Source organism: Neobacillus sp. 114 (assembly GCF_030127045.1).
Taxonomy (GTDB): domain Bacteria; phylum Bacillota; class Bacilli; order Bacillales; family Cytobacillaceae; genus Neobacillus; species Neobacillus rhizophilus.
Window position 1 is genome coordinate 4,389,512 of sequence record NZ_CP126144.1, and the last position, 23,282, is coordinate 4,412,793.

Below are 23,282 nucleotides of genomic sequence, written 5' to 3' on the forward strand. Positions count from 1 at the left end.
TTCATTCCATCCCCCTGCTAAAGCTTTTCATTGGCTGTAAATGTCGCATGCTGGATTAATCCCTTAACATAATTGTTTAGGGTTGCAAATCTTGTATCGCTCGTTTGACCTTTCTTATAACGATAATAGATTTGCTGGCAGATGACAGCGAGTTTGAAATAAGCAAACGTCAAATAGAAATGCAAGTTAGAGACATCCCTGCCGCTTTTTCTGGCATAACACTCAATAAATTCCTTCCTTGTGAAAAAACCTTCGTGGACAGCGGTAACCGGATCTCTGCCCATCCCTTTTTTCATGTTTTGCGTGTCCTCAGGGAGACTCCAGTAACTCATCGCAGCCCCCAAATCAGCAAGGGGGTCACCTACGGTAGTCATTTCCCAATCAAACAAACCGACCATCTCGGTAAAATCATCATTTAACATCGCATTATTCAGCTTGTAATCATAATGAATCACGGCAGCCTCTGAATGTTTAGGAATATTGCTCACAAGCCACTTCTTAAGGGATTCCACCTCGGCAACTTCATCCGTTTTGGCCCGTTCATAACGGCCAATCCAGCCGTGAACCTGCCGCTCCATAAAGCCCTCAGGCTTGCTTATTTGCATAAGTCCTGTTTCCTTGTAAGGAAGAGCATGCAGTTTCGCCAGGTTTTCAACCATTAGTTCAGAAATCTGTTGACAAAGCTCAGGTGTTACATTTACTCCAGCAGGAAATGAAGTGTCCAAGACATAACCATGCTTTCGCTCCATGATAAAAAATGAGCTGCCGACAATCTCATGATTATCGGAGAACAGAAATGGCTTAGGTGCGGCTGGGAAGATGGGATTTAATTCTGTCAGAATCTTAAATTCCCGTTCCATATCATGTGCTTTTGGTGCCACCTGACCAAGAGGAGGACGTCTTAACACTGCCTCCCAATCTCCCATCCTTATTTGATAGGTTAAATTCGAGGCACCTGCAGAAAACTGTAAAATTTCTAGCGGGGCACTCGGCAACGACTTAATATTCTCACGCAAAAACGATTCTAAAATAGCTAGATTTAACTCCTCTCCTATACGAACAGGAATCGTATCCTTATTCATTTGATAAGGCATGTTTTCATCCTCCTTTCAATTCAAAAAATTCAGACTTTTATTATTGCGTTTAACCCTATGAATACACCAGATGACTTTTCAGTTTATCTAATAAAACTTCCGGCAGTGGCTCACTTTGTTGTTTTTCAAAATCAAAGCAGACCATCACCGCATTCCCTTGGGCAATCAGTTTCTTTGTTTGCGAACAAATGATTTCATGGTCCAGGTGAAAGCTTTTTGAACCAATTTTGGAGACGCTCGTTTTAATTATTAATTGTTGATTGAAATACCCTTGGCTTATAAAATCACATTTCGTAGAAGCAAGGATAAAATTCCAATCCCGTGCATCAACTTGGTACCCAATTGCTTCAAAAAAGCGAATCCTTGCTTCTTCAAGGTAAATGAAATAACTTGTATTATTGATATGGCCTAATGCATCTGTTTCGCCGAAACGAACAGTTATCTGTATTTCGTGCATATTCTTCTTTTATACCTCCATCTCCACATTCGTTTTGAAAAACAAGCTTTCCAAATAAATGAAATGCACCATTCTTTTGATTTATACCTATTAATTTTGGAGTTTTCCACCAATACTAACCGGTTGGTATGTTCTTGCCTTAAAAAGAGGAATATAATCGGCATTAATATCCCTCTTTTTATTTCTATCCGCGTAATTGAATTCCCTTTAAAATCATATCGACAAATATCTCGCTTACCTCTTGGTCCGTATAAGCTCCCTTTGGGTTAAACCATTGATAACTCCAGTTGACGATCCCAAGAATCGCAAAAGAAACAATGGATGCATTTAAATCAGGCCGAAATTCGCCATTTTTCATTCCGGCTTGAATCAGCTCTTCGGTATTTAAACGGAATTGATCCCGCTTCGGCACAATTAATGCAGCATGTTCCGGACTTAAATTTTTCATTTCTCTAAAAAAGATTTTTGCTGCACGGCCGCGAATCTTAATATCGGAAATTAACATTAAGATAATGTCAAATAATTTTTGCTTAAAGCTTTTTGACTCATCCCCTAAGATTTGCTCTTGACGGCTTAATATTTCGCTAATATATCCAAGATGGATATCCATAAGTAGTTCTTCTTTACTAGAAAAATAATAGTAAAAGGTCCCTTTTGTCACCCCAAGTGTATCGACGATGTCTTGAATGGACGTTTCACTAAATCCTTTTTCTTCAAATAAGCGGATGCTTTTTTCCGTTATTTTTTCCTTCACCTTAATATCCTCACAATCATGTAAATATCTATTCGAGATTATACCATAAACTTTATCTCTTCTATAATATTGATTGCGTGAACTTTTTAAAAATTTTCATAAGTGTGACCTACTGTTTTAAAGCTTCTTCTCTCAATCTGCGGCGGAGGATTTTCCCGACTCCAGTTTTGGGCAGCTGTTCACGGAATTCCACATTGCGCGGCGCCTTATAGGCTGCAAGATTTTCTCTGCAATATTGAATAATCTCATCCTCTGTTGCCGTTTTTCCAGCTTTTAAGACGACATACGCCTTTACTGTTTCTCCTCTGTAAGGGTCTGGCACCCCGATGACAACAGCCTCTTGGACAGAAGGATGCTCATACAGAACCTCTTCAATATCACGAGGATAAATATTGAATCCTCCTGCGATGATCATGTCTTTTTTTCGATCGACAATATATAAATAGCCATCTTCGTCCACTTTGGCAATATCGCCTGTATACAGCCATCCATCCTTTAAGGTATTTGCCGTTTCCTCCGGCATGTTCCAGTACCCTTTCATAACCTGTGGCCCTTTAATAATCACTTCTCCTAGTTCGCCAGTCGGAACTTCTTCCGTTCCTGTTGATAGGTCGACAATTTTATATTCTGTTGAAGGTACTCCAATACCAACGCTGCCCGTTTTTCTCGCAGCAAATGGCGGGTTGCAGTGTGTTGTCGGTGATGCTTCCGATAATCCGTAGCCTTCCAAAATTTGCGCTCCTGTTTTACCTTCAAACTCACGAAGCAATTCAACAGGCATTGGCGCGCTTCCGCTATTACATGTCCGAATACAATTTAAGCCGTACTCTTCTGCCTTCGGATGGTTAGTTAGAGCAACGTACATGGTTGGAACTCCAGGGAAGGTCGTTGGTTGTTCTGTTTTGATTGTATTCAACACCTCTTCAAGGTCAAAACGCGGAAGCATAATGGACTCAGCGCCTGTATAGATAGAAAGATTCATACATGAAGTCATCCCAAACACATGAAAAAGAGGGATTACCGTTAAGCACTTCTCTTTGCCAAATTCCATTTCATGTTTGAAAAATTCCTGACATTGAATGACGTTAGCCAAAATATTGCGGTGTGTTAGCATTGCACCTTTGGAACGGCCTGTTGTTCCGCCAGTATACTGAAGAACAGCAACATCGTGTTCAGGTTCAAATTCCACCGGAACCACATTTCCATTGCCCTCCTTTAGGAAGCTTTCAAAGCTGCGGTCCGGAGCAAAATCCTGTCCTGCAGGCTGCAGGCTGATAACAATAATATTTTTCAATGGAGTTTGTGCCTGCACACTTTTCACCCGTGGGTAGAGGGAGTCAAGAACGACCATCGTTTCCGCACCGGAATCGTTTAATATATGAATGAGTTCTCTTTCAACAGACATCGGGTTGACTTGTGTGACAATGCCGCCGGCGTTTAGGATTCCATAATAGGCAATCACATATTGCGGACAGTTTGGCAGCATGATGGCAACCCGATCGCCTTTTTGGACTTGGTTTTGCTGGATGGCCGAAGTAAACGCAAACGCAAGGGATGATAGCTCTTTATAGCTTATTTTTCTTCCATAGAATGATAAAGCATTATTTTCCGGAAACTTTTCCGTAGTTTCTTTTAAAATCTGACCTAACGGTTTATTAGGAATTTCAATCGTCTTTGCAATAGATTCAGGATAATTTGCTAGCCATGCTTTCTGATAACTCATCGATATACCTCCGAATGATATTTATAGATCACAGTTCTTTTTCGTTCTTGTCTAGCTGCAGAAATTCCTCGTTTCCAATTAGAACGTCAGACCCCCGCCATCAACTGAAAGTGTTGCACCTGTTATAAAAGAGGCTTCATCTGATGCCAAAAATAAAACGGCATTTGCTACCTCTTCAGGACTGCCAATCCGGCCAAGGGCATTTGCCTTTGAGATGATCGGCCATTTCCACTCGCTTTGTCTCCAGTTTTCAATGATTTTCGTATCAATGACACCAGGTGCAATCGCATTTACACGGATATTCTTTTTTCCATATTCAAGTGCGGCGTTTTTCGTCAAAATCACCACTCCGCCTTTAGATGCATTATAGGCCGACATGTACTTTTGCCCTTTTAATCCCAATAGGCTTGCCGTGTTAACAATTGCCCCTCCGCCTGCTTTTATTAGCTCAGGAACCGCGTACTTAATGCCAAGGAAAACCCCTTTTAAATTAATATCAACGACTTTGTCCCATTCATCTTCTGATAAATCCGTGCTTCTCACCTCGGAATTGCCAATTCCAGCGTTGTTGAACATGATATTTAAAGAGCCGAAGGTGTTCGTTGTTGTACTGATCAATTCTTTTATTTGGTTGGAGTCTGCAACGTCTGTTTTTACAAAGATCGCTTTTCCTCCTGCGTTTTCTAAAATACTGACCGTTTCCTCACCACCAAGGGAATCAACGTCCGCTACTGCTACCGCTGCCCCTTCCTGTGCAAATCGGATGGCCGCTGCGCGCCCAATCCCGCTTCCTCCGCCGGTTACAATGGCTGTTTTACCTGAAAATCTCATAAACTATCAAACCTCACTTTTCACAAATTTAGATATAGTTAGTTTGAACACGCTTACATTATCATCTTAGATGCCCGCATAAAAATTGTTTGCGATTCTTATACTAACCGGTTGGTATGTAATAACTATAATTATACTATTGGTGAAGTAATAATTCAAATTCTTTTCTAAATATTCTAATAAATTTTTACAATTTTCGCACTGAAAATAAAGAAAACTCGCCGATTGGCGAGCCCCTAAGGGCGAAGACAGAGGCGTAGTTGCACTTATGCGTTAAGAAAGTATAAAGCTTTCGACAGAAAGTTTATACTTTCTTATTAGCTGGAAAGAGGCTGTCCCATTTGACAGCCCCTCCTTATTAAAATCTTTTTTGCATTTTTTTCTGTTTGTTCATCACTTCATACGATTTTTCAATAATATCTGTCAGAACATCACCCTTATAGATTCTACCAAGCTTTAATCCTTGCTGGTAATACTCGACAATCTCATCAAGTTTCGCCGCGGTGTCCTTCGAAATTCTTACATTCAATTGAATTCTGTCATTTTGCTCCAAAACAGACACTCCCGTTTCTGATGTTAGCAGTTTGCTAGCATTCTCCTATTCTTTTGTTATCTAATGCTAATATAGCATATTTCTACAATTTTTTCATTTTTTCTAAAAAAAAGAGACTAGTGACCTAGTCCCCATTACTCCATTTTCTCCCCAGGTATGAAAATATTCGCTATATTCCTACTTCTTCTTCCTTTCTCAGGCTTATTTTGGGATATGTTCGCGTATACAACTGTAAGTTGCTTGATAAATTCCCTGAATTCTTCGTCATTTAAATAAAAAGTCCCCTGCCGAAAGCTTACTCCATCAGCAATTAAATCAATGTTTTCCTGGTTTAAATAGCGCTCAAATTCCCCCATCAAATTGGCCAAAAATTTGATAAAGAAGCCCATATGTTCGTCTTTAGACATGTTATTCATTTCTTCTGGACTAACTGCCATTCCTGTTTGATGAATGGAATAAACCTTCTCAACCGTCCCGCGGATCGGCACTTCTGCAACAACTTGAATCACTTCGGCATCCGCCAATTTTTTGATATTTCGATAAAGAGATGCTTGCGGAATGTCTGGTAGCAATTCTTTTAATTGCTGCGCCGTCAGTTCTTGGTTAATTAATTGTTGAATGATTCTCATTCTGACCGGGTGTAATATAACATCAACTTTGGAATCCTTCATAAATAATTACTCCTAAATTTTATTATCATTATCAATAATGATAATATATTATATTTTATTAATTTTGTAAACCCTTATTCCTCATTTTTATTAAATGCCTTTAAAGAATTCTTTTTTAGCTACATGAAAGATAAAATTTCAACCCATATTATAATGAGGAGGTTTTGTAATATGGGATTATCGTGGGTTCTCGGCTTTTGGCTGGCTGTTCAACCGGTCTCTCAGCCTGATTATTTGACAATTACAAAGGACGGCAGCTCCATAACAAAGATTAGCCGAGTGGACTTTTTCTCACCCTATACAGATTTACCAATCATTAATACTAAAAAATATGACCAATTTTTAGACCAACTGGATAAAAAAGTTTCCGACCAGCCTGAAAATGCAAGCTTTGACCATAATGGAAATATCATACCAGAAAAGGTAGGCTTTCAAATCCATCGCCAAGCCTTTACGGAGCGGTTTTATTCTTATTTTTATAACAATAACCCGAACAGCATAGAAATTCCGATGTTCACCGTATATCCAAAGGTAGACAGTGAACTTCTAAATGAGATCAGTACAGTAAGAATTGGCCGTTATGTGACTTCATTTAATTCGTCTAATAAAAACCGATCCACAAATATTAAATTAGCTGCCCAAGCTATTAATAATTATGTTGTCTTTCCAGGTGAGACGTTTTCGTTTAACAAGGTGGTCGGAAAACGGACAAAAGCCAAGGGCTACTTAACAGCAAAGGTAATTGTAAGAGGCGAATATTCAGAAGATATAGGAGGCGGAATTTGCCAAGTATCCTCGACCCTTTTTAATGCCGTCGATAACGCTGGACTTGAGATTGTTGAGCGATTTTCCCACAGCCGTACTGTTCCATATATTCCACCCGGCAGAGATGCTACGGTCAGTTGGTATGGACCTGATTTTGTTTTTAAAAATAAATACAGCCAGCCAGTTTTAATCCGAGCAAGAACACTCGGCGGTTTGCTGATTATAAAGGTTTTCACTTCCGAAACAAGTAATTACATACCAAGAAAAATTCCAAATCCCCGCTATTAAAAAGAGGCTGACATTTTAAGACAGCCTCTTCGTTTGCATATTAGTGCCGTTCATTATTTAAGGCACTCTTTAATAACTCTTCAGAGAACTCAGTTAAAGCTGCATTATCCATCCTATCGAGGTTCATATTTGGCACCAAATTTTTTACTGCATTATTCATACCTTCGAGGTTAATGTTCGGTGCCATATTTTTTACTGCATTATTCATCCCTGCGAAATTCATATTTGGTGCCATGCTTTTAACAGCATCTTTAATAGGAAGGCCGAAATCGTTTCGTTTTCCTCTCGTTATCCCATAAACGACTGCACCGATTCCTATAAGAGATGCCCACATGGCTCCATTATTCCTTCTTTTGGGCCTGAACTTTTTTAAAAACGGCATTCTGCTTAGATTTTTCATGCTTTGCACCCCTTAACACTAAATGTGAAGAATGTCTTGCACCCTTCCATTTGCTTAATTTGTGCAGTTTTTATAGGAGTATGAGAAGGAATCCATAGATAATTTGTTATTTCTCGGAAGAACCCTGCCCATATCTCGAATAAAGCGTTTCCTTGGACAAAAATAAATACGTTAGATGATACTTTTGAAAATTTCTTAAAGAGGAATTGGAGAGAAAAAAAATGGGCAGCTGTCCAAGCTTTTTAAAAAAACGGTAAATGCGGCTTTTCGGTTTAAAACATTCAAATCCTAGAGCTTTAACACCGCGATTAAGAGATGTAATGCCAATTATTCCTTTTATTTTTTTCTCATCGGGATGTTCCTTGAGATAACTTGCTAGTGCTGGCATGGAATGTAACACGAGCCTATACGTAAGCTTAGCTCTTCTTAAATCGTTATTAATCTTGCCTATCTCCGCCATTATACGGACATTATGTAAATGAATTTTTAACAGCAGATCATTTTTATCAATTTTTGTCCCGTCAGAGAGAATATATTTTTTCCCCTTATATTTAGTTAACCTAACCCTGAATACAGAAGGTTTATTATTCACATCCCCTATATAATGTAATCGGGAGAAAAGATAAAATAGCGGATCAAATAATTTCCAAACCCACAATAATGTGCTGCGTATCCCCATATCCTCCACTCCATTCTTACCCTGGCCCATGTTTATATTTTATAAATATCCCGTGAAAAGAGAACCTATTATAGCCCTTTTTCATAAGATGCAAAAAAGAAATAGGGTGGTGTGTCTATGGGAGGCCTAACGTACATTGATTTCCTTGCCAAGTTTGGCATTGGTGGTGCCCATCCCGGAGGATTTAGCTTAACAAAAAATATGCTTTTGCAAGAAAAAATTACACAGAATTCTTATATTTTAGATGCAGGCTGCGGAACTGGACAGACATCTGCCTATTTGTATGAGCAATACAAGGCAAACGTGTTTGGATTGGAACTTAACCCTATTATGATTGAAAAAGCTCAGAACCGTTTCCAAAACAGACAGCTACCCATTCAATTAGTTCAAGGTTCTATAGAACAAATTCCATTTAAAGACGAAACCTTTGATTTTGTCCTTTCGGAGTCTGTTTTAGCCTTTGTTAATAAACCAAAAGCCTTAAAGGAACTCTTTAGGGTATTAAAAAAAGGCGGTCGTTTTCTAGCTAATGAGATGACCATAAATAAAAAGCTTACTTCCCAGGAAGAAACGGAAATTAAAGAGTTTTACGCAGTCGATTCCTTGCTTTTAGAGGAGGATTGGAGAAAAATTTTAAAAGAAACCGGCTTTCACGGCACTAAGCTAAGTATGCATCCCCTTGATTTCGTTAATGGAAATACAGGACAGGAATTTAATTTCTCTGCAAATTTCGAGCCCGAGCTTTTTGGTATTCTAAATCAGCATGGAAACATTCTTGTTAAGTACCATGATATCTTGAGCCACCGAATTATTACTTGTACGAAGTAAAAAAGAAAATAACCCTAAAATTCAAAATTGAATGAAGGGTTGTTTTCTTTTTATTAAAAAATGGGACGAGGTTTGGATGTCTGCCCTTACAGAAATAGGACTACCCTCATACTTTATAGCAAGTACAGTTGATTGGAGGAACTATAGAGTGGAATTGAATTATGAACAAGCGCGTCGGTTGGAGGGTCAAATGATTCGCTTTAAAAATAAAGAGGGCGAATGGTCAATTGGGAAAGTGAAAAAGGTGAGAAAAGACGGCCTTGAGATTGAGGAATTATCTAACTCTTCAGGCTCAGGTGACGGCTATGGCTTCCCTTTCTTTGGAGGTCCGTTTTTTAGACCGCCTATCTTCTTCCCATTTGTTGGGTTCGGCTTTGGTTTTCCATTATTCTTTTAATGCAAGTACGACATGTACTTGCTTTTTTTTCTTGATTTCACCAAAAATAATATCCAGACCCCGTTACAGTGAATATTTTTAGCCTTTCGATGAAAAATAAGGGCGTGAAAGGATGGGTGAAATCATGGATAAAACCTTGGGATATCTTCGCGAAATTTTATCTAATTATACTGATAACCATACAGATGGCAAACAAGTATATCAAAAACTCGTAAAAGGGCATTATCATTCTGAAGGGGATTTTGTCCGGGATTTGAGCAGTAAAGAAATGGACTTTTTAAATAAAATCCTGCCTGATGAAATTAAATATGCCCGTGAGGAACAAGACGAGAAGAGAGCTTACCAACTGAATGAAGTTTATGAACTATTGCTATAAGCAAGTATTCTGCCATCCAGGCTGTCGAGAAACTATCGATAGCCTTTTATTTTATTCACTTTCTCTGATGATTCAGAGTGTTAATTTTTTATAATAATAATAAAGGCTTTTCAACAAGTCTGTTGATTGGCGCTCCAGGCACTTCGCTTTCCGCGGGCGGTACGGGGAGCCTCCTCGGCGCTTAAGCGCCTGTGGGGTCTCCCCTCCCCTGCCCCGTACTCCCGCAGGAGTCTTTGTGCCTTCCGCGCCAATCAACAGGTGTATTCAATAAAGTAAGTCCTTCAACTTCAACAAAATAAGTGGTGAGACTAATATTTAAGCCAAAAGAGTATAGCCAAAGTGAATATGAATTTGTTTCTATTGATGAATTGGTTCAAGATGACCACCTTCTTCGCTTGATTGACAAATCCACATCATGCTACGATTAGTCGGAATCGTCAACACTGCTTTAAAGGTACTAATATTTTTCAGGGTGTTTTTGATGAAATTGTTCTCTTAGCAATGAATCACCAAATGGTTGGGGGACGTGTTTTATTTACAGATTCAACTCATTTAAAGGCAAACGCCAATATACATAAGTTTACAATGTGGAAGTAGGGACTCGCTAATATTTTGAGGAAATAACTAAAGCTATAAAAGAGGATAGAATAAAGTCTGGAAAAAGCCGGTAAAGGAAAAAGTGGAAGAGAAAGAAACAAAAGAAATTCGGGTAAATACAACAGACCCTGAATATGGATTTATGTCTCGTGAAAATAAGCAGGAAATGTTCTGTATCTTGACCTTAGGACTACTTACATGCAGTTACAGGGGTTTTATTGAATAATGTAAAAGGCCAGGCTCTTCTTACTGCAGCCTACCAAAATGTGAAAAAGATTGCAACACTCTTATCAAGGATAGAAAATGTGTGTTGCAATACTTTGATTGATTTGCCTCCCTGTTGATTGGAGCGGAGGGCACTCGACTCCTGCGGGATATAGAGGTCACTGGAGACCCCGCAGGCGCTTTTAGCGCCGAGGAGGCTCCAGGACCTCCCCGCGGAAAGCGAGTGCCCGGAGCGGAAATCAACAGGCCCTTTAGCAGGGATTATCAATAAAAATTTGTAATTTAGGTTGGATAAAATTAAAAATCGCCGAGAATTTTACCCCTTCTCGACAATCTAGATGGCAGAGTACTCTGCCATCTTTTTTGGAAATACTGCTTTTTTTGCACTCTTTATTTCCTAGGCAAGCGCATGGTGCGACAAAACATGCAGTTACTTTAGATTCATTTTCATCATAAATCGACAATTAATTTTCAGAATTCGCAAGTTACTTGCGTCACCTTCTTGATATTTAGACCAGAAACAACAAATTACCCTTTCGGCAATAAATTAGAATTTCCATCATTTTTCTTATTAATGGATATCTCTTTTTTTGAATCTTCCGCCCCTTACTTCAGCAATATCTGCGACAGCTAAAAAGGCATGATCATCGTAATCGGTGACAATTTCTTTCAATTTCGCTTCCTCAAGACGATTGATGACGCAAAAAATCACTTTTTTGTCATCTCCGGAAAAAGCCCCTTCTCCATTTAGATATGTGACACCACGTCCAAGTCGATGCAGAATGGCATCGCCTATTTGTCTGGCATTGTCACTGATAATCCAAACTGATTTCGATTCATCAAGGCCGGTAATCGTAATATCAATCGTTTTGTAGGCAACAAAATAGGCTATTAAAGAATACATAGCGCGATCCCATGTAAAAACAAAGCCTGCACTTCCTAGAATAAAGAGGTTAAAGAACATAATAATCTCACCGACCGAAAACGGGAGTTTATTATTAAAAAGAATGGCTAATATTTCTGTACCATCTAAAGATCCTCCATAACGAATAACTATACCGACCCCTATTCCGAGGACAACTCCCCCAAATATAGTCGCAAGGAGGATATCTTGTGTAAAGGCTGGAACTGGGTGGAATAATGTAGTAGCGATGGAAAGAATGATAATACCATATAGTGTAGAGAGAGCAAATGTTTTTCCGATTTGTTTGTAGCCGATAAAGAAAAAAGGGATATTTAGAATAAAAAGGAATATTCCTAAATTCCATCCTGTTAGATAGGATAGCATAATGGAAATTCCGGTAATTCCGCCATCAATAACATTATTTGGAACGAGAAAGATTTCTAGTCCGACCCCCATTAAGGTGGCACCTAGGGTGATTAATAAAATGCGTTGGAGAATTTTCTTTTTTGTCAATTTTCGGTGGTGGATTTTTTCTAGTTCTGCTGCAAGTGTTTCCTGCTGCTCCTTTAAATTAAGATCTTGAATTCCTGTCATTATCCTGCCCCTTTCATTTTAATTCCTATAAATAGAATACCGAATAATTGCGCCTATGTATAATACTTTGCATCTTTATTCACAAATAAAAAAAGGAGCTGCTTTATTTTTTAAAGCAGCTCCTTTTTTATTAACAACTTAGGAGACCCAACCATGAAATCAGCCAATTACTTTTTCAATTTTCATTTCTAATTAGCTTTTTTATATCTAATTGGAAACTATGAAAAATCAGCCGATTTTGTGTTTGTTCCGTTGAAGGAATTAATTCACATGTTAGATGGAATTCAAATTCCTTTTAAAACAAACATCATTTTCGGTATCGGACCGATGACTCTTTATTCCGTTTTTGCTGGAATAGTTTTACCTTACTACTTCGTTCACAAACGGAACGAACACGTATGGTTGAGCCTCCTAAGTTGTTAGGTTTGTGTATTTCCTTTACACTTTTATTATAGCACCAAAAAATAACCATAAACGCACTACTTGTGGCAGTTCTGTGAACATTTGGAAAAAATTATCAAAAAAGGTCTGCCCCTACGAAAGTGAGCCAGACCTTTAATTTTTCTAATCGACAATCGGATTCTTAAAATTATCCGTAACAATGATGTTGTATTTATTAATTTTTTCTTCTATTCTTCTTATGTTTTCCCTAAATTTAACATCATAAGGAATTGTAATCACGCTGCCATCTTTTTTTTCGAATTGATATTGGTAATATTGAGTCGTCCCTTGGTGGTTTCTATAGACAATCTTTACTTTTGCAATATCCTCCCACCTATACTCTTTTTCCGTTAAAGTCGTTAAAGAATTATTGTGGATTCCTTTTTCATCTATGTAGTAATACGCAGTTAAACTTAAGATAAATGCAGGAATCGAAATTATAAGAAGTAATACTGTCGTCCATTTAAATTTCGGCCCTTCCCACCGTTGTCTAAAAATGAGGTAAACGGTTAATACCAATGCTCCATAAAGCATTCCAGCCATAAAGGTGATATAAGCCGAAAAAGGTGTTGCAAAAAGCCATTGCGAACGGGAATAATATACAAGGCTCTGATAGGACGCCACAACAACAAATGGTACAAACAAACTGCTTATGTACAAAATAATTGTATAAGCTGCTAATTTAACTGAGTTTTCATCTGTTGAACTATTTCTTTTCAATAACACATTTAACCCCCCCTCTAACCAATTTTACCTTAATTTTACAAAAATTCACAACCTTTGAATAAGAAAAACCAAAAAAAGAGCGGCCCTTTTTGTGAAGGACAGCCTCTTTTAGATTTATTTTGTTCCCGGTGCTGGGTGGTCGACACCTTTGACATGATGGCTATGGCCAACATCTTCACTCGTATGGAAATCGTAATAATGAACATGCATTCCGTTTCCAACCGGTATCGCTGGACCTGAATAGGCACGGTAATGATGGGTATGCCCATCTTCAAATAAAACATATCCCTCCGTATAATGAACATGCCCTCCATCCTGAGTAGGAATCGGCGGCGAGGTTACATCTAGGCACTGGTGTACATGCCCGGCACTCATTCCAGTATAATCAACCGAACCGTGGTTATGATGCGGGACAAACCCTGCCGTAAAATCATCCTTCCCTATTTTCGACAATCCCTCCACCCCCAAAATAGTCCTTTTTTCATTCCATCTATATGCTCGAAAATGGGAATTTATAAATTACACTTCCAAAATTTTCACTAAAATGGTAATACATAAGTCAAATTATCGTACGCACACTATCAAAGTAAGGAATATTTTTTAAAGAAGGAAGGGAAATGGAATGACTGTAGGTACACAAGTTAAACAGACTTTGGCAGGTTTAAAATCGGCTCAGGCTAGTTTTGAATCGTTTGCTTTGCAGACTGAAAACCAAAGCGCCAAGCAAATTTATCAGCAGGCGGCCCAGCAAACGCAGACGATCATTGACAGTGTTGAACCGCGCATCCAGGAAATTATAAACGAAGAACCGCAATACAATCAGTAAAAGATAGGTTGGCGATTTCGCCAACCCATTTTCTGTTTTAATAAGGAGGAGCAAAATATGACAGTTGCATCAAATGTTAAACAATGTCTTGCCTCCCTAAAAGGGATTGAATCGCAGCTATCATCATTGGCGTTAAATTCTTTGGATCAAAGCGCGAAAGAAGCATTTCATGACTCAATGCTAACGATTGGAAAAATAAAAAAAGATCTTCAATATCGTGTTTTAGAGCTCGAAAGACTAGAACCGCAATATAGGGGCTAATGATTTGGGGTGAACTGAAGTGAACGGATTTGTAGAAATTATCCTCCGCTCTTTTCTTTTTATTGGTCTCTTATTCCTAACCACAAAATTGGTGGGAAAGAAACAAATTTCACAGCTCACCTTTTTTGAATATGTTTCCGGAATTACCATCGGAAGTATCGCAGGTGAAGCAATCACAGGATTAGAAAAAAACTACCTGCACGGGGCTGCGGCCGTTGTTTTATTCGGTATTGTCACGATTTTAGTTGACTATCTATCCTTAAAGAGCAAGTACTTCCGTGATGTAGTCGAAGGAAAAGGGACTGTTCTTATTAAAGACGGAAAAATTTTAGAGGAAAATTTAAAAAAGGAACGATTTACAATCGACGAATTGTCTACCCTGCTGCGAGAAAAAAATATATTTAAAGTGGCCGATGTGGAATTCGCCATATTAGAACCGCGTGGAAAAGTAACCGCCTTATTAAAAAAAGAGAACCGGCCAATAACTCCTAAAGATTTGCAAATGAAAATGGCAAATGAAAAGGAGCCAAATACAGTTATTATGGATGGCAATATTATTGAAGAGGGTCTCCGTGCATCCGGTAAAAACAGAGCCTGGTTGTACACAGAATTGGAAAAACTTAGTGTTACTCTTGACAATGTTTTTTTTGGTCAAGTGGATTCTTTTGGTGAGATAACGGTTGATATTTATGACGATAAAATTCAAGTACCCGCCCCAACTCAGCGTCCTCTATTAATGGCCAGTCTAAAAAAGGCCCAGGCGGATTTGGAAATTTTTTCACTATCAACTGATTGCGAAAAGTCTAAAGAAATGTATAAGGAAAATGCAGCTATAATGCAAGGATTAATAGACAAACTCGAGCCATATTTAAATGGATAACAAAAAAGAGGCTGTCTCTAAAGCCTCTTTTTAAATATTAAGCACTTTCCTTGCTGGCACTGAGCGGTGCCTTTTTATGAGTTATATAGCTATGAAGAACCATACCACCCATTACAAGCAGCATTCCCAGCCAAGAAACGGCATTTGGCAAAGAAGTATTTAGGAGCCATACTTCCCCAATTAAAGCGAATAAAACCTCCATCGCCTGTGTTGCTTCTACAGCGGCTAGCTTTTGCATATTTCCTCTTACCAAATCAGTCGCCTGAAAAAACAGGATGGTAGCTATTACCCCGGAGGAAATAGCCACTAACCCGGATTGAAATGTTTGCCCTATACTTGGAGGTCCCTCTGTAACTAGGCCATATATGGACAAAATCAGCCAAAAGGGCATGCTTGCCAGAGTCATTCCGAGAACACGCTGAAAAACATCAAGTCTTCCACCGCAAATATCCATCATTTTACGATTTCCAAGCGGGTAAGCAAAAGAAGCAATTATAACAGGCATTACTCCTAATACGATTGCCGTAACCGAAAGGGTACCCGCCTGCTCAAGCTGCATTAAAACGATTCCCATCAGAATGATTAATGACATTGCCAGCCCTTTAAAGGGAATTTTCCCTCTCACTATAATTGGGCCGTTAATGGTCATGACCTTTTCATAAAAGAGGGGAGCTAAAAGGGAACCTGAAATAATGGTTATTTGCCAGGTTGCAGCAATTAGCCAACCGGGGGCATAGGAAGCAGAAAAACAAAGCGGCGCATAAAACAAACCGAAGCCAATACAACTCCATAAAGTCCATTTTCCTGGTGCCGTTTTCAGCTCTTTCAAGAGTGGCTTAAGATTTTTCCTCCCCATTACAATAAGCAATAAAAATGGAATCATAAAGAAATATCTTAGTGATGCACTCCAAACCCAGCTGCCGCCAGCAAGGTCCATTGCCCTGTTTAAAATAAATGTAAATGCAAAAAAGAAAGCGGCAAAGATGCCTAAAATGATAGGACGCATTGTTTTCCCCTTTAACTCTTGTCAGCTTTGAATATTTCAATACTCTAAAGTATAACAGATTTCTGAATAGTTTGTTAATACTGATTTTCCCTTAAAATAAAATACATACTCTAAAAATGTTGGAAATAAATTTTAAATTGTCATTCAAATAACGAAACCTCTGCACCTCCTATTCGTACATAAGAATGGCAAATATTATAAGTAGAGAGAGGTTGACACAACGTTTGGAAAAGTGGCTTCAGATTTGTTGGGATTAAGTGATGTAGGGTCGGTGATTAAGCCTTCCGATTATGATAAGGTGGATGCCGATGATTACGTAATGCATGAGGATAATGAGAAGATTTATTTCTTAATTAAATCAAAATCTGATGAGTATTGCTTTACAAACAATGCTCTCATCCATCTTGATGGTACTAGTGCTACAAGCAAAAAGCGGATGCTTTATCGGTACAGCTATGCCACAAAAAAAATATCAGATGTTATGTTGGAAACGGCCGGTACAGTCGACCTAGACGTAGAAATCAAATTCAAAATCGGCTCTCAGCCTTTCTCCATTGACATTCATAAAAAGCATATCGAGGAAGTCAAAGATTTATACAAGGCACTTATAAAAATTTCCGAGATTACCCATGAAAATGAAATTTCACTTCAGTTTGCCAAGCAAAGTCTCGATGTCGCTTCCACAACATTAGGTCGCGTCTCCACTCCTGACAACAATTTGGTTGTTCAATTTAAAATGTTGAATCAGGCAGCATTCCAGTGGCTCGAGGAAAGTAAAAAACAATATTGTGTCAAAGATTTTGGCTTTGTTTTTGAAAAATATATAAACAATTAAAAATACAAAATAGAGGCCGTCTCATAAACGGAACTAAACTCCCATGGTACTGAGACGGCCTCTATTTTTAAAAACATTATTACGGGCTAGGCCGATGAAACAACCCCATTACTTCTATCGTTTCTGTAATATTCACAAAAGCTGTCGGATCGACTTCAGAAATAAGAGATTTAACCTCGTTTAACTCATATCTTGAAATGACCGAGATTAAAATCTTTCTGCTGCCATTTGTATATCCTCCAACCCCATCCATAATGGTGAGTCCACGGTATAAGTTGGCCACCAAATGATTTCTCATTTCTTCGCCCTTTTCTGTTATTATCATTAAAGTTAATTTGACATGGTCCGTGTAAATAGCGTCAACCACTTTTCCTGTAACAAAAATCGAAACCAACGTATTGAGGGCCGAATCCCAATTGAATAAAAATCCGCTAATTACAATAACAACCGCGTTCATTCCGGAGAGGAGCACCCCGATTGGAAAGTCTTTCTTCCGGGAAACAATCATTCCGATGATATCAAATCCGCCCGTTGAACCTGAGCTTCGAAATACGATTCCAACCCCCAGACCGGTCAAAGCTCCGCCAAATATTGATGAAAGGATGGTATCTTTCGCAACTGGAAACACTGGTACTAAATAAAGTCCTAAAGAAATAACGAACACTGAAAAGATTGAATTAAAGATAAATCTTTTTCCTAGCATTTTATAGCCAATGATTAAAAGGGGAAGGTTCAACAAAAGATTAGCCACTCCTGTGTTTATGGGGGTAATCATTCCTACTATCATCGAAATTCCGCTCATCCCGCTACTTAAAACCTCGTGAGGGATAAGGAAAAGATTGAATGCAGTTACAATTATAAAAGAACCGATAATAATTCCAACCATCTGCATGAATATTTCTCCTGTCTTTCCACTATTTATTTAAAAAAATGATAACGATTCATAGCTAGGATGTAAACTAATTAATATATTTAAAAAACAATTAATTATCTGGAAATAGAGCCCAAAGATTAAGTTGAATAATTATAAAGGCATATTACATTAATATTCACCTTACAAAAACCCCTTAAACCCTCGTTTCCAAAATATAATATTGACAAATTTATTAAAACGTATATACTCTAGTAATATATCATTTTTAATATTAAATCCTCATCAAAACCGATGAGGTAGAGGTCGCGGTTTTTATCAGTAAAATGGACGAGACGCAGAGATGTTTTTGACTCCGTTTGAAAGGAAAAGCTGCCGAAGTGTGTTTTTCTCTCTGGAGAAACATGCTGGGGCTGTCTCCGAACAGGAACAGAACTGTCACGTTTAGCCTTACCAGCTTTACGTGTTGAGCTATCTTTCGGAAGGTATGATGCGGGGTATATACAAATGCCGTCGAATCTGCTTCGAGGGCATTTTTTATTCCAAACTCCTTCCTATAAAAAAATTTAAAAGGAGTCATAAGCATGCAAACATCGCAGGTAAGTAAAGACGAAATATACACTAGGCCCACGGGTCCGAAAAATGATAAAAATGAATTAAGACGGAGCTTAAAGTCCCGCCATCTTACGATGATTTCTCTTGGTGGAACCATCGGGACCGGATTATTTCTTGCCAGCGGCGGAGCGATCCATAGTGCGGGACCTGGCGGAGCGATTCTTTCATATCTTGTTATTGGCATTATGGTTTATTTCTTAATGCAAAGCTTAGCTGAAATGGGTGCCTACATGCCGGTAGCAGGAAGCTTTAGTACCTATGCTACGAAATTCGTGGATCCATCCCTTGGCTTTGCCCTAGGCTGGAACTATTGGTACAACTGGGCTATTACGATTGCAGCAGAACTTTCTGCAGTAACAATGATTATGAAATTCTGGTTCCCAGATTCTCCTTCACTATTATGGAGCAGCATCTTTTTAGTTATCATGTTCTTGTTAAATTATCTTTCCGTTAAGGGATTTGGCGAGGCGGAATATTGGTTCTCATTAATTAAAGTTGTAACTGTTGTGATCTTTATCATTGCTGGTACGTTAATGATTTTTGGAATTATGGGAAATGAAGCAATTGGCTTTAAAAACTTTACAGTTGGAGATGCACCATTCCATGGCGGATTCATGGCTATGCTTGGAATCTTTATGGCAGCTGGATTTTCCTTCCAAGGAACTGAACTTTTAGGTGTTGCAGCGGGTGAAACAGATAACCCAGAAAAATCAATTCCGCGTGCAGTAAAGCAAGTTTTTTGGCGAATTCTTTTATTCTATGTGTTAGCTATTCTTGTTATTGGTCTTATTATTCCTTACACAAATGAAAACCTTGCTAATGGAGATGTTGCCGTAAGTCCATTTACGCTTGTTTTCCAAAAAGCAGGAATCGCATTTGCTGCTTCTGTCATGAACGCAGTCATTTTAACAGCTGTTTTATCAGCAGGTAATTCAGGAATGTATGCATCGACTCGGATGCTTTGGGATTTGGCACGTGAAGGAAAAGCACCAAAATTTCTTGGTAAATTGAACAAAAATGGTGTGCCAGTTAATGCTTTAATTGTAACAGCATTAGTCGGAACACTTGCTTTTCTGGCATCCCTCTTTGGCGATGGTACAGTTTATGTATGGCTTTTAAATGCTTCCGGTATGTCCGGCTTTATCGCATGGCTAGGAATTGCGATTTGTCATTACCGTTTCCGCAGAGCTTATGTAGCTCAAGGCAAAGATCTAAATTTATTGCCATATAAATCAAAGCTGTTCCCATTTGGCCCAATCTTTGCATTTATTGTTTGCGCCATTGTCGTAATTGGGCAAAACTATTCAGCATTTATGGGCGATCATATTGATTGGAACGGTGTTTTAGTATCCTATATCGGTCTGCCATTATTCCTTATCCTTTGGTTAGGCTATAAATTCACAAAGAAAACAAAGGTTATTCCTTTGGAGAAGTGTGATTTAAACAATTAAAATTAAAAATGGCTCCCAAGGAGCCATTTTTTTATAATCTAATAGTAACCTCTGTCCCATCTTTTAATTTCGTATCCACTAACAACAGGCCTTTATACTTGGTCAGACCATCCAATAAAGGCTTCAAGTCCCTTTTTTCTATCTTTGGAAAGACGAATTTTTCCCCGCCTTTTTTAATCGATTTGTTTATAAAATCAATAAATCTTCTAGATGTGATAACCGAACTAAATAGTTTTAATACAACATAAGGAACAGGTACCATAAAGCTTTTTCCTTTTACTTTTAAACCCACCTTTAACATGCTTATTCAATCACCACAAATACTTTATCGCCATTTGCGGAAGTAACATCAACAATTTGGCCGTCTAGTTCGTTTTCAATCGCTTCTATCAACAAATCTACATTGATATCTTTCACATACTTTTCCGCTTGCGGAATTCTTTCGGCAATGCTGGTGCCCACCTTCAACACTGCTTTCACAAGATTAATGGGAAGATTGACATTAACATTGTCACCTTCATGGGAATTAACTCGGATTTTTAGCATTTTGCTGCCATATGATGAGGTTTCTTTCTTTAATTCAACAGTTAGTTCCTTCCCTTGAAGGATGTTAATCAGTTCAGTCGCTTTTTCTTTATCAAGCTTACCTTCCTCGACCAACGTTAACACTCTAGAGATTTCATCTTTCATTTACATATCCCCCTCTTTTAATAAGGCAATAGCCTCTTCGGCAGTGATTTCCCCTTTTTCCAGCATGGATACAACCTTCTTCTTATCAACCTCCGGCTTCCGGTTTGCTGAGTAGCCCAAGGCCGAAATGATGTCGTCTAATTTCCCTCTAACGGTCGGATAAGAAATCCCAAGTTCTTTTTCGACTTCTTTAATACTTCCGCGGCACTTCAGGAAAATTTCAATAAAATGAAGCTGTTCCTGTCCAAGTGAGGCAAGCTTTGATAATTCGAATTCATTTTCCACCGTCGTGTGGCAATGTTTACACTGCAGTTTAGTAATGTTTAATTGTTTGCTGCAAACGGGGCAATTAGTAATTAACGGGTAAGCCATTTTATTCTCCCTTCCTTTATTAACCATATCATACATCACTTTCATAATAATTTAAAGGATAAATTAATATTTTTAATTTAATTTATTTAAAAAATTAAATTAGTTAAAATCAATATTAAAAACGTTAAATTAAAGCAACAAAAAAAACAAAAAAATGCCCCTGAACAACCAAACAGTTTTGTAAATATGTGGTATACTCAATTAGATAACAGAAGGAGTGTTTAATTTGAAAAGCACCAATAATCGATACCAAAATGGACAAATGGTGAGCATTAAAACAACCGGAGAGACAGTTACGATTTTAAAGTGGCAATATATAAAAAATATGAAGCGATATTCCTATATCGTCAAAGAACAGCCGAGTTTATTTTATTTTGAGGAAGAATTAGAAGAACTTTAGAAACAGACAAAATAAGAAGACCAACCACTCGGTTGGTCTTCTTATTTGTCAATTAGTTTAAAAATCTGCATTTCCTGGTGTTCTTGGGAATGGAATCACGTCTCTGATATTGGTCATTCCGGTTAGGTACATGATCAGGCGTTCGAAGCCAAGGCCATAGCCAGAATGCTTGGTGGCGCCGTATTTTCTTAATTCCATGTACCACCAATAGTCTTCTTCGTTCATGCCAAGTTTTTTGATTTTTGCAGCAAGAACCTCTTCACGTTCTTCACGCTGGCTGCCGCCAATCAATTCCCCGATTCCCGGTACAAGAAGGTCGGTCGCTGCCACCGTTTTGTCGTCTTCATTTAAGCGCATATAGAAGGCTTTGATTTCTTTTGGATAGTCTGTGACAAACACCGGCTTTTGGTATACCTTTTCGCATAAAAAGCGCTCATGCTCCGTTTGCAGGTCAAGGCCCCATTCAACTGGATAAGCAAAATTCTCACCTGATTTTTTCAAAAGTTCAATAGCCTCTGTGTAAGTGACTCGGCCAAAGTCAGCTGTATATGCATTGTTTAAGCGATCCAATAATCCCTTCTCCACAAAGCTGTTAAAGAAGGCCATTTCCTCCGGAGCATGTTCTAACACATATCCGATTACATATTTCACCATTTCTTCAGCTAGGTCCATAATATCAGGAAGCTCTGCAAACGCCACTTCCGGTTCAATCATCCAGAATTCCGCAGCATGTCTTGCCGTGTTAGAGTTTTCAGCTCTAAATGTTGGACCAAACGTATAGACATTACGGAATGCAAGGGCAAAGGATTCGGCAGAAAGCTGGCCGCTTACGGTTAAATTCGTTTCTTTTCCAAAGAAATCCTTGGTATCGTCTGTTTTGCCCTCTTCATTTTTCGGCAGGTTATTTAAATCCAGCGAGGTTACTCTAAACATTTCACCTGCACCTTCTGTGTCACTCCCTGTTATAATCGGCGAGTGAACATAAACAAAGCCTTTTTCGTTAAAAAATTTATGCATGGCATACGCTGCAATTGATCTCACACGAAAAACAGCAGAGAAAGTGTTGGTTCTCGGTCTTAAATGAGCAATCGTTCTTAAATATTCAAATGTGTGTCTTTTCTTCTGCAGCGGATAATCTACGTTTGAAGTCCCTTCAATCACAATAGTTGTTGCTTTGATTTCAAACGGCTGCTTCGCCTGAGGGGTATGGATAAATTCTCCCTCTATTTTAATTGATGAGCTAATTGGCAGCTTGGCAATATCTTTATAGTTCTCTAGCTTGTCATCGAAAACAATCTGAACACTCTTAAAAAAGCTCCCATCATTTAATTCAATAAATCCAAACGTTTTTGAATCACGAATTGTCCGGATCCAGCCGGATAATTCAACTTTTTTGTCAATGAAGCTTTCAGTATTTCTGTACAAATCTTTAATTAAGACCTGTTTCACTTGAATTTCCTCCTAATTTATATGTATAAGTTATTGAACAACCAGAGGCAGGAGTGACCATTTAAATAAAAAACCTCCCATCCCAAGTTGGGACGAAAGGTAATTTCCCCTGTTGTTACCGTTAGTGTTTATCCCTTCCATATTATATTAAAATCCTCACAAATAAGCAATATTCAACAAAATCGATAATTTAGCCTTCGTTTTTGTTAGGTTAGTCTAATCCATGACGTAATTTTTAATAATTTTCTGAAAAAATAGCAGGAAAATAAAAATCGAAGTCGAATTAGTAAACAAATGTTCGATTCTTGATTGGTTAGGAGTGT

The 23,282-nt window shown here is 38.3% G+C and carries 28 protein-coding genes, 1 pseudogene and 1 riboswitch; of the genes and pseudogenes, 11 read left to right on the plus strand and 18 right to left on the minus strand.

Annotated elements, in window-relative coordinates; genetic code table 11:
- Window positions 1-17 precede the first annotated feature (17 nt).
- The 7 genes from QNN06_RS21290 to QNN06_RS21320 form a co-directional block, all read right to left on the minus strand.
- The gene (locus tag QNN06_RS21290; protein WP_213120619.1) at window positions 18-1,094 is read right to left on the minus strand and encodes a phosphotransferase family protein; all 1,077 of its coding nucleotides are present in this window, start codon (window positions 1,092-1,094) and stop codon (window positions 18-20) included.
- A 55-nt stretch (window positions 1,095-1,149) separates the two neighbouring features.
- Complete coding sequence (locus QNN06_RS21295) at window positions 1,150-1,551, minus strand: acyl-CoA thioesterase (RefSeq protein ID WP_213120618.1); 402 nt, start codon at window positions 1,549-1,551, stop codon at window positions 1,150-1,152.
- A 184-nt stretch (window positions 1,552-1,735) separates the two neighbouring features.
- Window positions 1,736-2,305, minus strand: a complete 570-nt coding sequence (locus QNN06_RS21300; RefSeq protein ID WP_213120617.1) for a TetR/AcrR family transcriptional regulator — start codon at window positions 2,303-2,305, stop codon at window positions 1,736-1,738.
- Window positions 2,306-2,414: 109 nt separating this feature from the next.
- Window positions 2,415-4,028 carry a long-chain-fatty-acid--CoA ligase gene (locus tag QNN06_RS21305; protein ID WP_213120616.1) on the minus strand — a complete coding sequence of 538 codons (1,614 nt, stop codon included), beginning with the start codon at window positions 4,026-4,028 and terminating at the stop codon, window positions 2,415-2,417.
- Between the two features lie 78 nt (window positions 4,029-4,106).
- Complete coding sequence (locus QNN06_RS21310; RefSeq protein WP_284035915.1) at window positions 4,107-4,859, minus strand: SDR family NAD(P)-dependent oxidoreductase; 753 nt, start codon at window positions 4,857-4,859, stop codon at window positions 4,107-4,109.
- 358 nt (window positions 4,860-5,217) lie between these two features.
- Window positions 5,218-5,412: a hypothetical protein gene (locus QNN06_RS21315; protein ID WP_213120614.1), complete on the minus strand. Its 195-nt coding sequence runs from the start codon at window positions 5,410-5,412 to the stop codon at window positions 5,218-5,220.
- Between the two features lie 134 nt (window positions 5,413-5,546).
- Window positions 5,547-6,083 carry a helix-turn-helix domain-containing protein gene (locus tag QNN06_RS21320; protein ID WP_284035916.1) on the minus strand — a complete coding sequence of 179 codons (537 nt, stop codon included), beginning with the start codon at window positions 6,081-6,083 and terminating at the stop codon, window positions 5,547-5,549.
- Window positions 6,084-6,254: 171 nt separating this feature from the next.
- Here QNN06_RS21320 and QNN06_RS21325 point away from each other — a divergent pair, with 171 nt between their 5' ends.
- Complete coding sequence (locus QNN06_RS21325; RefSeq protein ID WP_213120612.1) at window positions 6,255-7,136, plus strand: VanW family protein; 882 nt, start codon at window positions 6,255-6,257, stop codon at window positions 7,134-7,136.
- Between the two features lie 40 nt (window positions 7,137-7,176).
- Here QNN06_RS21325 and QNN06_RS21330 read toward each other — a convergent pair whose 3' ends face one another.
- The gene (locus QNN06_RS21330; protein WP_213120611.1) at window positions 7,177-7,536 is read right to left on the minus strand and encodes a hypothetical protein; all 360 of its coding nucleotides are present in this window, start codon (window positions 7,534-7,536) and stop codon (window positions 7,177-7,179) included.
- A gap of 106 nt (window positions 7,537-7,642) precedes the next feature.
- Entirely contained in the window at window positions 7,643-8,215 is a 573-nt protein-coding gene (locus QNN06_RS21335; RefSeq protein ID WP_213120610.1) for a YkoP family protein, read from the minus strand.
- A 117-nt stretch (window positions 8,216-8,332) separates the two neighbouring features.
- Here QNN06_RS21335 and QNN06_RS21340 point away from each other — a divergent pair, with 117 nt between their 5' ends.
- The 4 genes and pseudogenes from QNN06_RS21340 to QNN06_RS21355 form a co-directional block, all read left to right on the plus strand.
- Window positions 8,333-9,043: a class I SAM-dependent methyltransferase gene (locus QNN06_RS21340; RefSeq protein WP_284035917.1), complete on the plus strand. Its 711-nt coding sequence runs from the start codon at window positions 8,333-8,335 to the stop codon at window positions 9,041-9,043.
- A gap of 190 nt (window positions 9,044-9,233) precedes the next feature.
- Complete coding sequence (locus QNN06_RS21345) at window positions 9,234-9,440, plus strand: hypothetical protein (RefSeq protein ID WP_284035918.1); 207 nt, start codon at window positions 9,234-9,236, stop codon at window positions 9,438-9,440.
- Between the two features lie 124 nt (window positions 9,441-9,564).
- On the plus strand, window positions 9,565-9,816 hold the full coding sequence (locus QNN06_RS21350) for a sigma-G-dependent sporulation-specific acid-soluble spore protein CsgA (RefSeq protein WP_213120607.1): 252 nt from the start codon (window positions 9,565-9,567) through the stop codon (window positions 9,814-9,816).
- A 408-nt stretch (window positions 9,817-10,224) separates the two neighbouring features.
- A pseudogene (locus QNN06_RS21355) lies at window positions 10,225-10,594 on the plus strand (IS5/IS1182 family transposase); the annotation flags it as partial.
- Between the two features lie 615 nt (window positions 10,595-11,209).
- On the opposite strand, the gene QNN06_RS21360 reads toward QNN06_RS21355, so the two are convergent.
- The 3 genes from QNN06_RS21360 to QNN06_RS21370 form a co-directional block, all read right to left on the minus strand.
- Entirely contained in the window at window positions 11,210-12,136 is a 927-nt protein-coding gene (locus QNN06_RS21360) for a YitT family protein (protein ID WP_213120606.1), read from the minus strand.
- A gap of 564 nt (window positions 12,137-12,700) precedes the next feature.
- A complete protein-coding gene (locus QNN06_RS21365) occupies window positions 12,701-13,303 on the minus strand; it encodes a hypothetical protein (RefSeq protein WP_284035919.1) in 603 nt (200 codons plus the stop codon).
- A gap of 114 nt (window positions 13,304-13,417) precedes the next feature.
- A complete protein-coding gene (locus tag QNN06_RS21370; RefSeq protein ID WP_213120603.1) occupies window positions 13,418-13,756 on the minus strand; it encodes a YmaF family protein in 339 nt (112 codons plus the stop codon).
- A 169-nt stretch (window positions 13,757-13,925) separates the two neighbouring features.
- On the opposite strand from QNN06_RS21370, the gene QNN06_RS21375 reads away from it, so the two are divergent.
- Genes QNN06_RS21375 through QNN06_RS21385 form a run of 3 tightly spaced genes read left to right on the plus strand, consistent with a single transcriptional unit; the run spans window position 13,926 to window position 15,270 of the window.
- A complete protein-coding gene (locus QNN06_RS21375) occupies window positions 13,926-14,129 on the plus strand; it encodes a DUF1657 domain-containing protein (protein WP_213120602.1) in 204 nt (67 codons plus the stop codon).
- Window positions 14,130-14,186: 57 nt separating this feature from the next.
- Complete coding sequence (locus QNN06_RS21380) at window positions 14,187-14,390, plus strand: DUF1657 domain-containing protein (RefSeq protein ID WP_213120601.1); 204 nt, start codon at window positions 14,187-14,189, stop codon at window positions 14,388-14,390.
- A 19-nt stretch (window positions 14,391-14,409) separates the two neighbouring features.
- Entirely contained in the window at window positions 14,410-15,270 is an 861-nt protein-coding gene (locus tag QNN06_RS21385) for a DUF421 domain-containing protein (protein WP_213120600.1), read from the plus strand.
- Window positions 15,271-15,307: 37 nt separating this feature from the next.
- Here the strand turns inward: QNN06_RS21385 and QNN06_RS21390 are convergent, their stop codons facing one another.
- Window positions 15,308-16,276, minus strand: coding sequence for a DMT family transporter (locus QNN06_RS21390; protein WP_284035920.1), 969 nt, complete (start codon window positions 16,274-16,276; stop codon window positions 15,308-15,310).
- A gap of 232 nt (window positions 16,277-16,508) precedes the next feature.
- On the opposite strand from QNN06_RS21390, the gene QNN06_RS21395 reads away from it, so the two are divergent.
- Window positions 16,509-17,111: a PH domain-containing protein gene (locus QNN06_RS21395; protein ID WP_284035921.1), complete on the plus strand. Its 603-nt coding sequence runs from the start codon at window positions 16,509-16,511 to the stop codon at window positions 17,109-17,111.
- A 79-nt stretch (window positions 17,112-17,190) separates the two neighbouring features.
- Here QNN06_RS21395 and QNN06_RS21400 read toward each other — a convergent pair whose 3' ends face one another.
- Window positions 17,191-18,003, minus strand: coding sequence for a YitT family protein (locus QNN06_RS21400; RefSeq protein ID WP_284035922.1), 813 nt, complete (start codon window positions 18,001-18,003; stop codon window positions 17,191-17,193).
- Window positions 18,004-18,274: 271 nt separating this feature from the next.
- Window positions 18,275-18,464, plus strand: a riboswitch (Lysine riboswitch).
- 102 nt (window positions 18,465-18,566) lie between these two features.
- On the opposite strand from QNN06_RS21400, the gene QNN06_RS21405 reads away from it, so the two are divergent.
- Window positions 18,567-20,048 (plus strand): amino acid permease, encoded by a 1,482-nt coding sequence (locus QNN06_RS21405; protein ID WP_213120596.1) that lies wholly within the window; start codon window positions 18,567-18,569, stop codon window positions 20,046-20,048.
- Between the two features lie 31 nt (window positions 20,049-20,079).
- Here the strand turns inward: QNN06_RS21405 and QNN06_RS21410 are convergent, their stop codons facing one another.
- Genes QNN06_RS21410 through QNN06_RS21420 form a run of 3 tightly spaced genes read right to left on the minus strand, consistent with a single transcriptional unit; the run spans window position 20,080 to window position 21,110 of the window.
- The gene (locus tag QNN06_RS21410; protein WP_284035923.1) at window positions 20,080-20,349 is read right to left on the minus strand and encodes a hypothetical protein; all 270 of its coding nucleotides are present in this window, start codon (window positions 20,347-20,349) and stop codon (window positions 20,080-20,082) included.
- A 2-nt stretch (window positions 20,350-20,351) separates the two neighbouring features.
- Window positions 20,352-20,738, minus strand: coding sequence for an SHOCT-like domain-containing protein (locus tag QNN06_RS21415; protein ID WP_213120594.1), 387 nt, complete (start codon window positions 20,736-20,738; stop codon window positions 20,352-20,354).
- Entirely contained in the window at window positions 20,739-21,110 is a 372-nt protein-coding gene (locus QNN06_RS21420; protein WP_213120593.1) for a DUF2089 domain-containing protein, read from the minus strand.
- A gap of 226 nt (window positions 21,111-21,336) precedes the next feature.
- Between QNN06_RS21420 and QNN06_RS21425 the strand changes: the two genes are divergently transcribed.
- A complete protein-coding gene (locus QNN06_RS21425) occupies window positions 21,337-21,510 on the plus strand; it encodes a hypothetical protein (RefSeq protein WP_213120679.1) in 174 nt (57 codons plus the stop codon).
- Between the two features lie 57 nt (window positions 21,511-21,567).
- On the opposite strand, the gene asnS is transcribed toward QNN06_RS21425, so the two are convergent.
- The gene (asnS, locus tag QNN06_RS21430) at window positions 21,568-22,959 is read right to left on the minus strand and encodes an asparagine--tRNA ligase (protein ID WP_284035924.1); all 1,392 of its coding nucleotides are present in this window, start codon (window positions 22,957-22,959) and stop codon (window positions 21,568-21,570) included.
- Between the last annotated feature and the right edge of the window lie 323 nt (window positions 22,960-23,282).

Coding starts and splice junctions, on each gene's coding strand:
- QNN06_RS21290 (WP_213120619.1), bottom strand. CDS start 1,094: ATGCCTTATCAAATGAATAAGGATACGATTCCTGTTCGTATAGGAGAG.
- QNN06_RS21295 (WP_213120618.1), bottom strand. CDS start 1,551: ATGCACGAAATACAGATAACTGTTCGTTTCGGCGAAACAGATGCATTA.
- QNN06_RS21305 (WP_213120616.1), bottom strand. CDS start 4,028: ATGAGTTATCAGAAAGCATGGCTAGCAAATTATCCTGAATCTATTGCA.
- QNN06_RS21310 (WP_284035915.1), bottom strand. CDS start 4,859: ATGAGATTTTCAGGTAAAACAGCCATTGTAACCGGCGGAGGAAGCGGG.
- QNN06_RS21320 (WP_284035916.1), bottom strand. CDS start 6,083: ATGAAGGATTCCAAAGTTGATGTTATATTACACCCGGTCAGAATGAGA.
- QNN06_RS21325 (WP_213120612.1), top strand. CDS start 6,255: ATGGGATTATCGTGGGTTCTCGGCTTTTGGCTGGCTGTTCAACCGGTC.
- QNN06_RS21330 (WP_213120611.1), bottom strand. CDS start 7,536: ATGAAAAATCTAAGCAGAATGCCGTTTTTAAAAAAGTTCAGGCCCAAA.
- QNN06_RS21335 (WP_213120610.1), bottom strand. CDS start 8,215: ATGGGGATACGCAGCACATTATTGTGGGTTTGGAAATTATTTGATCCG.
- QNN06_RS21340 (WP_284035917.1), top strand. CDS start 8,333: ATGGGAGGCCTAACGTACATTGATTTCCTTGCCAAGTTTGGCATTGGT.
- QNN06_RS21345 (WP_284035918.1), top strand. CDS start 9,234: ATGATTCGCTTTAAAAATAAAGAGGGCGAATGGTCAATTGGGAAAGTG.
- QNN06_RS21350 (WP_213120607.1), top strand. CDS start 9,565: ATGGATAAAACCTTGGGATATCTTCGCGAAATTTTATCTAATTATACT.
- QNN06_RS21360 (WP_213120606.1), bottom strand. CDS start 12,136: ATGACAGGAATTCAAGATCTTAATTTAAAGGAGCAGCAGGAAACACTT.
- QNN06_RS21375 (WP_213120602.1), top strand. CDS start 13,926: ATGACTGTAGGTACACAAGTTAAACAGACTTTGGCAGGTTTAAAATCG.
- QNN06_RS21380 (WP_213120601.1), top strand. CDS start 14,187: ATGACAGTTGCATCAAATGTTAAACAATGTCTTGCCTCCCTAAAAGGG.
- QNN06_RS21390 (WP_284035920.1), bottom strand. CDS start 16,276: ATGCGTCCTATCATTTTAGGCATCTTTGCCGCTTTCTTTTTTGCATTT.
- QNN06_RS21400 (WP_284035922.1), bottom strand. CDS start 18,003: ATGCAGATGGTTGGAATTATTATCGGTTCTTTTATAATTGTAACTGCA.
- QNN06_RS21405 (WP_213120596.1), top strand. CDS start 18,567: ATGCAAACATCGCAGGTAAGTAAAGACGAAATATACACTAGGCCCACG.
- QNN06_RS21410 (WP_284035923.1), bottom strand. CDS start 20,349: ATGTTAAAGGTGGGTTTAAAAGTAAAAGGAAAAAGCTTTATGGTACCT.
- QNN06_RS21415 (WP_213120594.1), bottom strand. CDS start 20,738: ATGAAAGATGAAATCTCTAGAGTGTTAACGTTGGTCGAGGAAGGTAAG.
- QNN06_RS21420 (WP_213120593.1), bottom strand. CDS start 21,110: ATGGCTTACCCGTTAATTACTAATTGCCCCGTTTGCAGCAAACAATTA.